We start from the raw sequence: 15,151 nt of genomic DNA, 5'->3' as shown, positions 1-15,151 counted from the left end.
CACTCCTAGCTAACACGTATTTCGATGCTACGCATCAATCAAGAGCTCATGTTGGATGTTCGCCCAAGGGATAACAGTGTTCGCCCTCGGCGTTCAGTTACGCGTTAAAGAGCGAAGGGTGTTCGGTTCCAATGAATTGGATCCGAACACCCTTCGCTAATGCTCCTCGGCCACGGCCACCGCACCCCCAAGTGTGGTGAGACCGTCAAGCCTCGAGAACGTTACTTGGACTTCGAGCGCGACTTCTTGGCCATTGCAGCGTGGTACGCAGCAATGACATCAGCCTGCAAACGCCCGCGGGCGTTCACCTTGACGTTATTGTCCTTGGCCCAAGCGCGGATGGCCGGAGCCTCCTTGGGGGTGAACTGCTTCGAAGTACGAGCAACCTTGATGTAAGGCTTAAATGCTTCACGGAATTCCGCAGCATGCTCTTCGTTGAGGTCAATTTCGTAATGCTGTCCACCTAGACCAAAGACGACGGATTCCGACGCTTCCGATCCATCAATATCATCGATCAAAGCAATTTGGACCTGACGGGCCATTGGGTACTCCTAGTTGCAGTGGGAATTCACTTGAACCCATATAACGGTTTGGGAACAAGCGCGCACACACATCATAAACACAAGTAAGAGACATTATGCAAGTGAGAATGCAGGTCATCAGACAATTAACAGCTTTCGCCGTTCATTTGTCTGCGCCCTCACCATCCAATTTAATTTGAGCGTCAACTTCGGCTTCTGCAGCACGTTCGTTTCGGTCAACATTGGACACCGCACGGATCGCGAACCAGAAGATCAAGCCGACAACAATGGTGGGCAGAATCGCTTCGAGGTACGGCAATTTAGGCCTCCGGCTTGAGCAATGGGAAGAGGATGGTTTCGCGGATTCCCGTGTCCGAAAAGAGCATCACGATACGATCAATGCCCAATCCAATACCGCCCATTGGCGGGGCGCCATACTCTAGGGCCCGCAGGAAATCTTCATCCAATTGCATGGCTTCATCGTCCCCACCTGCTGCCATTAAGGACTGCGCGGTGAGGCGATCGCGCTGGATAACAGGATCAATAAGCTCGGAGAATGCCGTGCCTCGCTCCATGCCACCAATAATCAGGTCCCAGGCTTCGATGACACCAGGCTTGCTCCGGTGCGGGCGGGCCAACGGCTGAGCAGCGGGTGGGTAATCGTAGACAAAGGTGGGATCAATAAGCGTCGGCTCAACAATTTCACCAAACAATTCAATGACTAGTTTTTCCGACTCCCACTTTGGATCAACTTTCACACCATGTTTTGCGGCAATTGAACGAAGAGTTTCGGCATCTGTATCGGGAGTAATCTCCTGCCCAACACCTGCGGAAAGACCCGGGTAGACACCCAACCAAGCCCAATCTCCGTCAAGGTTGATGGTGCCCTTGGCGGTCTCAATCTGGCGTCCAGCACCGACAGCATCCGCTGCATTAAGGATGACTTCCTTGATGCGGTCCGCCATCACAAATTGATCTGCATAGGCTTCGTAGCATTCCAGCATTGTGAATTCCGGGGAGTGCGTGGAGTCCACGCCTTCGTTACGGAAGATACGTCCGACTTCAAAGACCCGGTCAATTCCGCCAACGACCGCGCGCTTGAGATATAGCTCCAGGGCAATGCGCAGCGTCATCGGCTGGTCAAATGCATTCAGATGGGTCTCAAAGGGGCGAGCGGAAGCGCCACCGTGGACCAGCTGCAGGATCGGGGTTTCAACTTCGACGTAGTCGCGTGCGTGCAAGGTGTCTCGCACTGCACGGATAATGGCTGCGCGCTTGTAAACCATTTCTCTGGCTTCGTCGCGAACGATCAAGTCTGCGTAGCGCTGGCGAACGCGAGTTTCCTCGTTGAGTTCGGCGTGAAGCACCGGCAACGGGCGCAGCGCCTTCGAGGCCATCTGCCAGTCGGTCGCCATGATCGACAGTTCACCACGACGTGAGGCAATTACTTCGCCCGTGATCAGGACGTGGTCACCGAGGTCGACCAGGGCCTTCCAGTCCGCGAGTTTCTCTTCGCCGACGTTGGCCAGCGATAGCATGGCCTGCAGCCGGGTACCGGCGCCTTCGGGGCCGCCTTCCTGCAGGGTGGCGAAGCACAGCTTTCCGGTGTTGCGCTGGAACACGATTCGTCCCACGACGCCTACCTGGAGCCCCGTGGTGGAGTCAGGCTCAAGCTCGGGGAATAGCTCTCGGATCTCGTGCAGCGAGTGTGTACGCGCTACGCCCACCGGGTAGGCTTCAGCTCCGCGAGCCAACAATGCGGCGCGCTTATCCATACGCACCTGGCGCTGGTCGTTGGGGTTGTTGGCTGCGGGGGAAGTTTTATCGGAAGTCACAATAGGCAATTCTAGTCTGGATTCTCTGTGCGCGCGCTGAGAGGTGTGCAGCACCACCAACACGGGCGAGAACATTCCCAGAATAGAATGGAGGGATCATGAACGAACGCATTCTTCCGACCAGTGACGGCGGATCCCTCGCACTTTATTCCTACGGAGCCTCCGACGCGCCCGGACACCGCCGGATTCTAGTGGTTGGCGGCGCTTTCTTGACCGCGATGATCTACCGGCCGTTCGCTGCCGCACTGAGCAAGCGGCTGGGTGATGAATGGACCTTAGATGTTTATGACCGTCGTGGTCGCGGAAATTCCACCGATCAGCCCCCTGATTACTCCATGGATACCGAGATCTCCGATGTTGCTCTTATGCTCAATCACACAGGCGCCCAGTCCCTGTTCGGCCATTCCCTCGGTGGCGCGGTGGTGCTCAACGCGGTTCGAAGCTTCATAGATCCCCAGGAAACCGCCACCGGCCCGGTCCCGAAACGCCTCGCCGTCTACGACCCTGCGATCAACCTCGATACCGCCATCGATACGAAATGGTTAAGGGCGTTCTCCGACGACGTTGCCGCCGGACGCAATAGCCGGGCGCTGGCCCGCTTGGAAAGGGGCATGAAGTTTTCCGCGACACTCAGCCGCGTCCCCGAACCAATCCTGGCCGCGCTATTGGCAGGAACTTCACGAACCAAAACGGGAAAGTTGGCACGCACGCTGCTGCCCAGCGGCGTGGGCGAATTGCGGGCGGCACTCGAGGAGTCGCGGCCGGCGAACAGCTTCGCCATTCTTCCGAAAAACACCCATTTTATGGCTGGTTCTAAAAGCGCGGCATACTTCCGTACCACCGCGCTGAAGCTCCATGAGGTCGTTCCCGGATCCACCCACTTGGAAACCCCGAAGGGCATACACGGGTCCGTGCCAGCCGCATTCGGCACGTTACTTGATGACATTGGGGACTACTTCACGCAGTCGGAGTCCTGACACGCAACTGCCGCCCCCTTCTACCCTAGGAAAGAAGGCGGCGGCAGTTGCGGCGGCGTTTCTACCAGATCCTGACGCGATCCTCCGGGTCCAACCACATGCCGTCCCCTGGCTTAGTGCCAAATGCCTCGTGGAACGCGTCCATGTTCTTTGGCACCTGATTACAACGGAATTCACCGGGTGAGTGCGGATCGGTGGTGATGCGGGTGATCATGGTTTCCTGTCGCGTCAGCGTACGCCAGGCTTCCGCCCACGAGTAGAAGAACCGCTGGTCGCCGTTGAGTCCGTCAATCACTTCGTCGGCGTCCAGGCCACGTGCGGCCAGATCGAGTTTGTAGGCCGTGTAGGCGATGCTCAGCCCACCCAGGTCACCGATATTCTCACCGAGGGTGAGCTTGCCGTTGACATGGTGATCGGGAGCCTCGGAGGGGACCAAGGCGTCGTACTGCTCAACAAGCCTTCCGGTCAGAGACTCAAATGCTTCGCGGTCCGCATCGGTCCACCAGTTCTTCAGCTCTCCGGTGCCGTCGAACTGGGAACCCTGATCGTCAAAACCATGCCCGATCTCGTGTCCAATCACTGCGCCGATGGCACCGTAGTTAGATGCCGCGTCACGATCCGCGCCAAAGAAGGGAGTGCGAAGAATTGCCGCAGGGAACGCGATTTCATTCAGCAGCGGGTGGTAATAGGCGTTGACCGTCTGTGGGTACATAAACCACAGCTCACGGTCCACACCATCTTCGATCTTCTTCAATTCGCGCAGGAACTCGAATTCGTTGGCCGCCGCAATGTTGGTAATGACATTGTCAGCAACGGTGGATAGCGACGAGTAGTCGATCCACTCGTTGGGGTAGCCGATCTTCGAGCGGAACATCGCGAGCTTCTCAAGGGCCTTGCTCTTCGTTTCCGGACTCATCCACGTCAGCTCGCCGATGGAAAGTCGGTAGGCATCAATGAGGTTAGTCACCAAGGCTTCCATCAGGTCCTTACTGCGTTGCGGGAAGTGGGCAGCAACATACAGCTGACCGATGTCTTCGCCAACTGCGCCTTCGGTGAAAGCTACTCCTCGCTTCCAGCGTTCACGCAATGCCTGAACGCCGGAAAGCTTGGCCGAGTAGAACGAGAAGTTCTCATCAACAAAGGCGCTGGACAGGTAGGGAGCATTCGAACGGATCAGCTGCACGGCCAGCCAATGCTGCCAGGTAGCTAGTGGCTGGGAATTGAGCACATCTTCGAGGCCCTTGAGGTAGCTTGGCTGCCATACGTCGACCTCGGCGAAGTACTTCGGTTCGATGCCGGCGCCGTCCAACCAACTGGCAAGGGACGGAATATCTTCAAACAATCCCTCTGCGGTCAAGAGGTTGTAGCGGGCCTGGGCGTCGCGGCACTTCACACGGTCCCAGTGATGGGACGCCAGGAGGGTTTCTAGGGCCACGACGTCAGCCGCGGCAGCCTCGGTATCGGTGAGCTCGCCAAGCGCCAGCAGCCGGCCTAGATGCTCCTGGTACTCACGAAGGAGTTCGGCGAACTGCTCTTCGCGATAGTAGGACTCGTCGGGCAGACCCAATCCGCCCTGCATGAGGGTCAGCAGGTTGCGCTCTGGCGATCCAGCATCAGAACTGGCTCCGGCCTGGATAAAGCCGGAAACGCCGCGACGGTAAAACGATCCGCTGAGCTTAATGAGCTCGGTAATGGACTCGGTGGCGTAGATAGCGGCAAGGTCTTCGCGGATCGGATCTACCCCGTTTGCCTCGATGCGCTCCTCATCCATGAAACTTGAATACAGATTTGCGATGCGCTTCTTGCGTTCGTCAACAGATCCGTCGTCAGCCTTGCTGTTCGCTTGAGCGTCTTCAATGATCGCTTTGACCGCTGCCTCGGAATCATCGCGCAGGGCCATGAACGAACCGTAGCTCCCCTGATCGGCAGGGATCTGTGCTGTTGAGAGCCAGGCTCCGTTGGCGTGCCTGTACAAGTCATCCTGCGCGCGCACATTATTGTCGCGGTGGTTCACTCCAGCGGTTGGCTCTGCGGAGTTGGTGGCAATTGACGAATCGGTGCTCATATTGGTCCTATCCATTCTCTGGTGCTCACACCGTCGATTCCTTCACCTCGTCGGGGTGGCTGGCGCCGACCCTGCGGTGAATGTCCGGGCATGCACGTGGTGTTACACGTCTCAACGAATTACTGTACGCGTCTGAAAGAAGGATTTGAGATTATTGCTGTTGTTTACTCCAGCGGTGAAAAGGAACCGCAATAATCGTCCCGCTGTCGAAAGCGTCCGAGGTTTTGCAAGGAATCACGCGCGGACTTTTCATTTCATGCAGCGACTACGCACGCACAGTTGTGCACAGCCCTGTGGACAACACAAGCTTATCCACATTGCCTGTGGATAGTTAATGCAATACGCCCTTCCGCGGCGTGTTAGCACCACGGAAGGGCGTATTAGTAAGTCTGTTGAGGTGACGACCACCAAAAGGGAGGTGGGTGTTAAACATCGAAACCCCCAAACACGTCAGTGTTTGAGGGTTTCGGAACAAAATATTGTCCGGCGGTGACCTACTCTCCCACACCCTCCCGAGTGCAGTACCATCGGCGCAGTGGGTCTTAGCTTCCGGGTTCGGTATGGGACCGGGCGTTTCCCCCACGCTATGACCGCCGTAACTCTAGTACCAACCCCTACATGCGACATTTCTGCCCAGGGGTGGTGAATCTATGGGTTACGACCACAATAGTGGTTGTATATGTTGTTGATTCCGCGAAAAACAAATGGGTTTGTTGTTTCGGGACCGTATAGTGGACGCAGCGTTTCTTGCCAACACCAACCAAAGTTGATGCGTGGTGTTTGTGGTTTAAGTTGTCGGCCTATTAGTACAGGTCAGCTTCACGAGTCTTTAGTCCTCGCTTCCACATCCTGCCTATCAACCCAGTGGTCTGGCTGGGGGCCTCTCACACTCAAAAGTGTATGGAAATCTCATCTCGAAGTGGGCTTCCCGCTTAGATGCTTTCAGCGGTTATCCCTTCCGAACGTAGCTAATCAGCGGTGCACTTGGCAGTACAACTGACACACCAGAGGTTCGTCCGTCCCGGTCCTCTCGTACTAAGGACAGCTCTTCTCAAATTTCCTGCGCGCGCAGCGGATAGGGACCGAACTGTCTCACGACGTTCTAAACCCAGCTCGCGTACCGCTTTAATGGGCGAACAGCCCAACCCTTGGGACCTACTCCAGCCCCAGGATGCGACGAGCCGACATCGAGGTGCCAAACCATGCCGTCGATATGGACTCTTGGGCAAGATCAGCCTGTTATCCCCGAGGTACCTTTTATCCGTTGAGCGACGGCCGTTCCACAACGTGCCGCCGGATCACTAGTCCCGACTTTCGTCCCTGCTCGAGCTGTCGCTCTCACAGTCAAGCTCCCTTGTGCACTTACACTCGACACCTGATTGCCAACCAGGCTGAGGGAACCTTTGGGCGCCTCCGTTACTCTTTAGGAGGCAACCGCCCCAGTTAAACTACCCATCAGGCACTGTCCCTGACCCAGATCATGGGCCGAAGTTAGGTGACCGGTACAGCCAGAGTGGTATTTCAACGATGACTCCACCCGAACTAGCGTCCGAGCTTCACAGTCTCCCACCTATCCTACACAAGCTGCACCGAACACCAATACCAAACTATAGTAAAGGTCTCGGGGTCTTTCCGTCCTGCTGCGCGTAACGAGCATCTTTACTCGTAGTGCAATTTCGCCGAGTTCATGGTTGAGACAGCGGGGAAGTCGTTACTCCATTCGTGCAGGTCGGAACTTACCCGACAAGGAATTTCGCTACCTTAGGATGGTTATAGTTACCACCGCCGTTTACTGGGGCTTAAATTCTCAGCTTCGCTCCAAAGAGCTAACCGGTCCTCTTAACCTTCCAGCACCGGGCAGGAGTCAGTCCGTATACATCGTCTTGCGACTTCGCACGGACCTGTGTTTTTAGTAAACAGTCGCTTCCCCCTGGTCTCTGCGGCCCACACCCGCTCCAGAACGCTAGGTTCTTTCACGAGGCAGGCCCCCCTTCTCCCGAAGTTACGGGGGCATTTTGCCGAGTTCCTTAACCATGATTCTCTCGATCGCCTTAGTATTCTCTACCTGATCACCTGTGTCGGTTTGGGGTACGGGCGGCTAAAACCTCGCGTCGATGCTTTTCTTGGCAGCATAGGATCACCGAATCACCCCCCAAAAGGGGCGCCTATCAGGTCTCAGACTTATATGAATCGCGGATTTGCCTACGACTCGTCCTACACCCTTGGACCAGGTCAATTCCATTGCCTGGCTCGGCTACCTTCCTGCGTCACACCTGTTAATACGCTTACCTCCCTGGCTCGGGTCCCACGCCGCACACCCAACAACATTCCCGAAGGAACATCAAAAGGGTCTTTGGGGTGGTTAGCATTACCAGTTCAATATGGACGGTTTTTCGCCGGTACGGGAATATCAACCCGTTGTCCATCGACTACGCCTGTCGGCCTCGCCTTAGGTCCCGACTTACCCAGGGCAGATTAGCTTGACCCTGGAACCCTTGATCATTCGGCGGACGGGTTTCTCACCCGTCATTCGCTACTCATGCCTGCATTCTCACTCGTGTGGGCTCCACCGCTGGTTTACACCGCGACTTCACTGCCCACACGACGCTCCCCTACCCATCCATACGGCTGGACCACGAAGGCCTACCAAAATATATGAATGACGCAACTTCGGCGGTGTGCTTGAGCCCCGCTACATTGTCGGCGCGGAATCACTTGACCAGTGAGCTATTACGCACTCTTTCAAGGGTGGCTGCTTCTAAGCCAACCTCCTGGTTGTCTTCGCAACTCCACATCCTTTTCCACTTAGCACACGCTTAGGGGCCTTAGTTGGCGTTCTGGGCTGTTTCCCTCTCGACTATGAAGCTTATCCCCCACAGTCTCACTGCTGCGCTCTCACTTATCGGCATTCGGAGTTTGGCTGACGTCAGTAACCTTGTAGGGCCCATTAGCCATCCAGTAGCTCTACCTCCGATAAGAAACACGCAACGCTGCACCTAAATGCATTTCGGGGAGAACCAGCTATCACGAAGTTTGATTGGCCTTTCACCCCTACCCACAGCTCATCCCCTCCATTTTCAACTGAAGTGGGTTCGGTCCTCCACGCGCTCTTACACGCGCTTCAACCTGGCCATGGGTAGATCACTTCGCTTCGGGTCTAGATCACGCCACTAACTCGCCCTATTCAGACTCGCTTTCGCTACGGCTTCCCCACACGGGTTAACCTCGCGACGTAACACTAACTCGCAGGCTCATTCTTCAAAAGGCACGCTGTCACCCCAACAAGGAGGCTCCAACGGATTGTAAGCGCACGGTTTCAGGTACTATTTCACTCCCCTCCCGGGGTACTTTTCACCATTCCCTCACGGTACTTATCCGCTATCGGTCATTGGGTAGTATTTAGGCTTACCAGGTGGTCCTGGCAGATTCAAACGGGATTTCTCGGGCCCCGTCCTACTTGGGATACTTCCACAAAGCGGCGGAACGCATTAGCACTACGGGACTCTCACCCTCTACGGTCCGGCATTCAAACCGATTCGCCTATACGCCCGCACCTCACTTCACCAGTCCGGCAGAACTGATACGGAAAGTCCCACAACCCCGACCATGCAACGCCCGCCGGCTATCACACATGGCTCGGTTTAGCCCCATCCGCGTTCGCTCGCCACTACTAACGGAATCACTATTGTTTTCTCTTCCTGAGGGTACTGAGATGTTTCACTTCCCCTCGTTCCCTCCACGTAGCCTATGTGTTCAGCTACGGGTCATACGGCATAACACCGTACGGGGTTTCCCCATTCGGAAATCCTGGTATCAACGTCCGGTTATCGACTCCTCCAGGCTTATCGCAGATTCCCACGTCCTTCTTCGGCTCCCAATGCCAAGGCATCCACCGTGCGCCCTTAAAAACTTGACCACAAACATGATCAAAATAATTACAAGCGCTAAAACATTACAATCGAAAGAATCAAGAAAACACACAACCCTAAAAGAGTTATGTGCACCAAGATTCATTATCATAAGAAATTGCTTTGCAAAACAAACAAACCAACCAACAACCCCAAAAGAGTTATCAGTCAATCCTGTTTCACAAGATGCTCGCGTCCACTATACAGTTCCCAAACAACAACCCCATCACACCCACCACCAACACCACACACCCAAAGGTGCGCACCATGCTCGCTTAGGCCATGCGCGGGACAACACTAAAACAACAAACCCACCAACCCCCTCACACACCCCAAAGGGCATACAAGAAAAGTCGGAGCCTGTTATTTCAGGACCCAACAGTGTGCCAAAAACCATCCACCTCATAGAACTCATCTCATTCCAACCCGCAAGCGAGCGTACTAAAAACAACCTCCACAACATGAACAGCCATAATTTGTTGATATTCCACCCTTGAGCACTCGCCCATCAACACAAGTGATGGATACGAGCAGCACTGAACACCCACAAAACACATACTTTGATGTGCCTGTCTGGTGTTAGTTGCTCCTTAGAAAGGAGGTGATCCAGCCGCACCTTCCGGTACGGCTACCTTGTTACGACTTAGTCCCAATCGCCAGTCCCACCTTCGACGGCTCCCTCCCACAAGGGGTTAGGCCACCGGCTTCGGGTGTTACCAACTTTCGTGACTTGACGGGCGGTGTGTACAAGGCCCGGGAACGTATTCACCGCAGCGTTGCTGATCTGCGATTACTAGCGACTCCGACTTCATGGGGTCGAGTTGCAGACCCCAATCCGAACTGAGACCGGCTTTTTGGGATTAGCTCCACCTCACAGTATCGCAACCCATTGTACCGGCCATTGTAGCATGCGTGAAGCCCAAGACATAAGGGGCATGATGATTTGACGTCGTCCCCACCTTCCTCCGAGTTGACCCCGGCAGTCTCCTATGAGTCCCCACCATAACGTGCTGGCAACATAGAACGAGGGTTGCGCTCGTTGCGGGACTTAACCCAACATCTCACGACACGAGCTGACGACAACCATGCACCACCTGTGAACCAGCCCCAAAGGGGAAACCATATTTCTATGGCGATCTAGCACATGTCAAGCCTTGGTAAGGTTCTTCGCGTTGCATCGAATTAATCCGCATGCTCCGCCGCTTGTGCGGGCCCCCGTCAATTCCTTTGAGTTTTAGCCTTGCGGCCGTACTCCCCAGGCGGGGCACTTAATGCGTTAGCTACGGCGCGGAAAACGTGGAATGTCCCCCACACCTAGTGCCCAACGTTTACGGCATGGACTACCAGGGTATCTAATCCTGTTCGCTCCCCATGCTTTCGCTCCTCAGCGTCAGTAGATGCCCAGAGACCTGCCTTCGCCATCGGTGTTCCTCCTGATATCTGCGCATTTCACCGCTACACCAGGAATTCCAGTCTCCCCTACATCACTCTAGTCTGCCCGTACCCACCGCAGATCCGAAGTTGAGCCTCGGACTTTCACGGCAGACGCGACAAACCGCCTACGAGCTCTTTACGCCCAATAATTCCGGATAACGCTTGCGCCCTACGTATTACCGCGGCTGCTGGCACGTAGTTAGCCGGCGCTTCTTCTGCAGGTACCGTCACTTTCGCTTCTTCCCTACTGAAAGAGGTTTACAACCCGAAGGCCGTCATCCCTCACGCGGCGTCGCTGCATCAGGCTTTCGCCCATTGTGCAATATTCCCCACTGCTGCCTCCCGTAGGAGTCTGGGCCGTGTCTCAGTCCCAGTGTGGCCGGTCACCCTCTCAGGCCGGCTACCCGTCGTCGCCTTGGTGAGCCATTACCTCACCAACAAGCTGATAGGCCGCGAGTCCATCCCTGACCAAAATTCTTTCCACCAAAAACCATGCGGTCTACGGTGCATATCCAGTATTAGACCCAGTTTCCCAGGCTTATCCCAGAGTCAGGGGCAGGTTACTCACGTGTTACTCACCCGTTCGCCACTAATCATTCTGTGCAAGCACAAAAGTCATCGTTCGACTTGCATGTGTTAAGCACGCCGCCAGCGTTCATCCTGAGCCAGGATCAAACTCTCCGTAAAAAAATATACAGACACAACCAACACGCCAACTGGAAAAAGTCGACCGGGTTGCACCAAGTAAAAACATCCTGGCAAATTGCCTCAAGCATCCACACCGGGGGGTGCAAACCTTGAAGCCATTCACCAATAAAATAAATAAATTGGTATCAACAAACTTGGCACACTATTGAGTTCTCAAACAACAGACACTTCCAACATCCACGACCCGGACTTACATTTTCCTGCCGGCGCTTCGCTCTGGAGCAACTTGTCTACCTTACCCCACCGCGTGTCGAAGAACAAATCCACCATCACTGATGAACACTGCCCCAACACTCAGCTTCCACCATCTCCTCGGCACAACAAAGCACCGAACAAAATTTTTGGAAGGGGATTGAGTAGAAATTCGGTCGCCCGGCGATTCTCTCCGCAGTATTCCCGCGGTGTCCCTCGCGGCGACTTAGAAAACTATACACACAAAACACCCGAAGAGGAAATCGCCCATAACCTCCCCAGCAACCCCCACAAACCCCGAAAACACAACGAAACCACACCAAAAAACCACCACTCAGCCCACACCCCCACCAAAACCACCCCAGTGATCCCCACCACGAGCAAAAGCGACAAGGACGTTCCACCACCAAACACTGGCGATGAAATCAACACTGCACTTTCCCGAGCTAACACCTGGGACAGCGTTGAGTCACAGGCGTGTTCATATGAGTGAGGCACTCAAATCAAACGTAACGGCGAAAACCACGAAGGATCCATCGACCACGGTTATGGGCAAACTGCGAAACCCCAAAAATACCCGAGATCCAACTGAGTATTCGACGCTTTGGGGACCACCCATTATTGCGATTGGGGACCAGTGATATTGCCGTTGGGGGCCAGTACCTCACTGGGTGGGAGCCACCGGCCTCCAACAGGTCTATCTATTCCTGAACGGCGCCGATCTTCTCTCTCATGTTGTAGCTTCCGGTCTCGATCCAAATGGTGTTGTGGATGATCCGGTCCATGATCGCGTCGGCGTGCACGCCGGACCCGAGCCGTTGGTGCCAGTCCTTCTGCTGATACTGCGTGCAGAAAACCGTTGACGCCGATCCGTAGCGCCGTTCCATGAGTTCCAGAAGCATGCGCAGGAAGTCACCGCTGGGACGGTCCAATAACCACTCATCGATGACCAACATCGTGAAGGACCCATACTTTTTCAGGAACTTCGCCGAACCCAACGGCTTGTCCTGGGCTTGGACCCATTCCTCCTCGAGATCTGGCATGCGCACGTATTGCGTGCGAATGCTGTTACGGCAGGCCTGCTTCGCCAACGCGCACCCAAGATAAGACTTTCCGGAACCGGTAAATCCTTGGAAGACCACGTTCTGGTTCTGGTCAATGAATGCGCAACTCCCAATACTGGCGAGCATATTGCGGTTCAGCCCGCGTTCCTCAACCAAGTCCACCTGCCGCAGATCGGCGTTGGGGTAACGCAACTTAGCGCGACTGATCAATCCGCCGACCTTTGAGGTGGTGAACGCCGAATGCGCTTCGTCGACGATGAGTCGTATCCGTTCTTCGAAGCTCAGCGCCATGCTCATGGATTCGTCTTGGGCTTCAAAAGCGTGGAGCATATCGTTGGCGTTCATTTCCCGAAGCTTCCGCTTGGTCTCGATATCCAGTGAGCTCATCGGGTGCCTCCAGCGTAGTAGTCGCTGCCGCGCACGTAGCCGCCTTCGTTGTTGAATAGCTCGGGCTGCGTGCTGAGGATCTTGTCTTGGCCGGTTTCCAGCAAGGGACGCAGATGGGCGTAGCGCGGTGAGCGAATCTGGCTTTGCAACGCAATCCTGCAGACCGCCTCCAGCCGGGCTGGGCCGTAGCGCCGGCTCAGGCGCAGCACCGCCAAAGCGGCGTTGAAGCCCTGCTCCTTGACCTGCACGGATTCGAAGATTCGCTCAACCACATTCAGCGTGCACGGTCCGGTGCGCGAAGCCCAGTCCGTGACCCGTTGAGTGTCCCAATGCTGCCACTGACGATCCGGCGGAATATCGGAATCGTTGGTCCGATACTGGTTCAGCGCTTCCGTCGCCATCAGTCGGTGGCTGGTGATCCGTTCGTGGTTCCGATAGACCTCCAATACCGACTCGGTCAGCCGCAGATCCACGGTGGCACCGATGTTGATAATCGGGACCGAGTAGTAGTTCTTCTGCCACGAAACGTAGCTGTTTCTGGCGACTTTCCGCCCGTAAACCCAGGTGCTGATCTCATAACTGACCGCCGGTAATGGATTCATTAAGGGCTGCTCTTCGGCCCAGAACACCGATTTTCGGGACCCGGCACGTTTCTGGAAGGGCTCCTGGTTATAGGCCTCGACACGTTCCCGGATTGCTGCCCTCAACTGTCCCAGCGATCCGAAGGTGGTTTTCCGCAGTCCGGCGATCACCCACGAGGCCACGTGGCTCACGGTGTTTTCCACGCTGGCTTTATCCTTCGGAGCCCTGACGCGTCCCGGCAATACCGCCGCCGCGTAGTGGGCGGCCAGATGGCGGTAGGAATCGTTGAGCACGATCTCGCCCTCGGCGGGGTGTTTGATCACGCCGGTCTTCAAATTGTCCGGCACGATGCGTGGCACAGAACCGCCGAATGCCTCGAACATTGCTACGTGGGCACGTAGCCAGCTCTCTTGCTTCATATCCAAGGTCGCTTCCACGAAGGCGTAGCGGCTGAACGGCAGACAGGCTACGAACAAGTAGACCTTGTTCCTCTGGCCGGTGAGTGGATCCACCAGTTCCATGGTGGGACCAGACCAGTCCACTTCGATGCTCATTCCGGCCTTGTGCTGCACCCGGGAGGTTGCGTGCGATTCTAGGACAAAACGTTGATACACCTTGCAGAAACGGTCGTAACCCATGACTGCCTGCCCGGACCCGGCCTGGGCGTCAAGGTATTCGCCATGCAAAAGCTTCAATGTCACGCCGACTTTGGCCAGTTCATGGTGGATGGCGCTCCAGTCTGGCTGGGCGAAAACGCTCTGGTGGTCACCGCGGCCCGGGAACAGCAGCGCGTACACCTCGTTCTCGGACTTCTCCCGAACTTCATCCCAGCTGATGTTTCGTTGCTCTGCCGCTTCGAGAACTGTTGTGATGCTTCGTCTCGAAGCCCCGAGCGAGGTGGAGATTGCTCGACCGGAGAGTCCGTCTGCGCGGAGCTTGAGAATAAGCTTCGCCTTGATCCTACGTACCATTGAAACTGTTCCTTCCACCATGTGCCTCTCACATGGTGGAAGGAGCCTATTTCGTGGCTCCCAAGAACGCTACGGGTGGCCCCCACGGACAATATTCCTGTTTTTTCGGGGTGGACCCCAAGCGCAATATTGCTGGCCCCCAAACAAGCAAATATTCACCAACGAGTCACACTCTTCAGCACCACACGCCAAGACGAAATACTCACTGGCAGATCCGGATTGTCGAGGTGACCAGCCTCCGATTTGCCCGTCACAACGTCCAGGACCCGTTGCCAAGACTCTCATTGGATTAACGGCTGAGCACAGCGACCAATGAATTAGCGTCCATTAGTTGCAAATCTTGTCTCTGGCACATCATGAAAATGATCAAAGGATAGCCAGACGAGTCAGCGTGTGGCCCAGCTCCTTTTCAAAGGAGCAATTTTTCCGCGGATTGCATCAATGCCGGCGATCTCGACCGATGCTTCTCCCCGAGACTTACTCAAGTGCTGCTTCGTGCTGGTTGGT

General features: G+C 55.5%; 7 protein-coding genes and 3 rRNA genes. 2 read left to right on the top strand and 8 right to left on the bottom strand.

The genetic code is table 11. The features are described from left to right. Window positions 1–221 precede the first annotated feature (221 nt). Window positions 222–542 carry an Lsr2 family protein gene (locus tag KUF55_RS00505; RefSeq protein WP_132364040.1) on the bottom strand — a complete coding sequence of 107 codons (321 nt, stop codon included), beginning with the start codon at window positions 540–542 and terminating at the stop codon, window positions 222–224. 299 nt (window positions 543–841) lie between these two features. After that, window positions 842–2,296, bottom strand: a complete 1,455-nt coding sequence (gene lysS, locus KUF55_RS00500) for a lysine--tRNA ligase (RefSeq protein WP_255557415.1) — start codon at window positions 2,294–2,296, stop codon at window positions 842–844. A gap of 158 nt (window positions 2,297–2,454) precedes the next feature. On the opposite strand from lysS, the gene KUF55_RS00495 reads away from it, so the two are divergent. Continuing rightward, window positions 2,455–3,333 carry an alpha/beta fold hydrolase gene (locus tag KUF55_RS00495; RefSeq protein ID WP_218817668.1) on the top strand — a complete coding sequence of 293 codons (879 nt, stop codon included), beginning with the start codon at window positions 2,455–2,457 and terminating at the stop codon, window positions 3,331–3,333. Window positions 3,334–3,394: 61 nt separating this feature from the next. Here the strand turns inward: KUF55_RS00495 and KUF55_RS00490 are convergent, their stop codons facing one another. The 3 genes from KUF55_RS00490 to KUF55_RS00480 form a co-directional block, all read right to left on the bottom strand. Next, a complete protein-coding gene (locus KUF55_RS00490; RefSeq protein WP_218817667.1) occupies window positions 3,395–5,398 on the bottom strand; it encodes a M13 family metallopeptidase in 2,004 nt (667 codons plus the stop codon). A 481-nt stretch (window positions 5,399–5,879) separates the two neighbouring features. Next, window positions 5,880–5,996 (bottom strand): 5S ribosomal RNA (gene rrf / locus KUF55_RS00485). 185 nt (window positions 5,997–6,181) lie between these two features. Then, window positions 6,182–9,314: ribosomal RNA gene (locus KUF55_RS00480) — 23S ribosomal RNA — on the bottom strand. Window positions 9,315–9,320: 6 nt separating this feature from the next. On the opposite strand from KUF55_RS00480, the gene KUF55_RS00475 reads away from it, so the two are divergent. Further along, window positions 9,321–9,803 carry a hypothetical protein gene (locus tag KUF55_RS00475; RefSeq protein ID WP_218817663.1) on the top strand — a complete coding sequence of 161 codons (483 nt, stop codon included), beginning with the start codon at window positions 9,321–9,323 and terminating at the stop codon, window positions 9,801–9,803. Window positions 9,804–9,900: 97 nt separating this feature from the next. On the opposite strand, the gene KUF55_RS00470 is transcribed toward KUF55_RS00475, so the two are convergent. The 3 genes from KUF55_RS00470 to istA all read right to left on the bottom strand — a co-directional run bounded on the left by KUF55_RS00470 (window position 9,901) and on the right by istA (window position 14,644). After that, window positions 9,901–11,427 (bottom strand): 16S ribosomal RNA (locus KUF55_RS00470). Together the 16S, 23S and 5S rRNA genes form the textbook arrangement of a ribosomal RNA operon. A gap of 914 nt (window positions 11,428–12,341) precedes the next feature. Beyond that, on the bottom strand, window positions 12,342–13,091 hold the full coding sequence (locus KUF55_RS00465) for an ATP-binding protein (protein WP_218817666.1): 750 nt from the start codon (window positions 13,089–13,091) through the stop codon (window positions 12,342–12,344). Further along, window positions 13,088–14,644 (bottom strand): IS21 family transposase, encoded by a 1,557-nt coding sequence (istA, locus tag KUF55_RS00460; RefSeq protein WP_218817665.1) that lies wholly within the window; start codon window positions 14,642–14,644, stop codon window positions 13,088–13,090. The genes KUF55_RS00465 and istA overlap by 4 nt, the downstream gene beginning before the upstream one ends. Between the last annotated feature and the right edge of the window lie 507 nt (window positions 14,645–15,151).

The organism is Paeniglutamicibacter sp. Y32M11, from assembly GCF_019285735.1.
Taxonomy (GTDB): Bacteria; Actinomycetota; Actinomycetes; order Actinomycetales; family Micrococcaceae; genus Paeniglutamicibacter.
Note: the sequence above shows the minus strand (reverse complement) of the source record. Positions and strands in the feature narration are given on the sequence as shown.

Bases quoted from the DNA above. Each gene is read 5' to 3' on its own strand.
- KUF55_RS00505 (WP_132364040.1), bottom strand. From the start codon at position 542: ATGGCCCGTCAGGTCCAAATTGCTTTGATCGATGATATTGATGGATCG.
- KUF55_RS00475 (WP_218817663.1), top strand. From the start codon at position 9,321: ATGATCAAAATAATTACAAGCGCTAAAACATTACAATCGAAAGAATCA.
- KUF55_RS00495 (WP_218817668.1), top strand. From the start codon at position 2,455: ATGAACGAACGCATTCTTCCGACCAGTGACGGCGGATCCCTCGCACTT.
- KUF55_RS00490 (WP_218817667.1), bottom strand. From the start codon at position 5,398: ATGAGCACCGATTCGTCAATTGCCACCAACTCCGCAGAGCCAACCGCT.
- lysS (WP_255557415.1), bottom strand. From the start codon at position 2,296: ATGGATAAGCGCGCCGCATTGTTGGCTCGCGGAGCTGAAGCCTACCCG.
- istA (WP_218817665.1), bottom strand. From the start codon at position 14,644: ATGGTACGTAGGATCAAGGCGAAGCTTATTCTCAAGCTCCGCGCAGAC.
- KUF55_RS00465 (WP_218817666.1), bottom strand. From the start codon at position 13,091: ATGAGCTCACTGGATATCGAGACCAAGCGGAAGCTTCGGGAAATGAAC.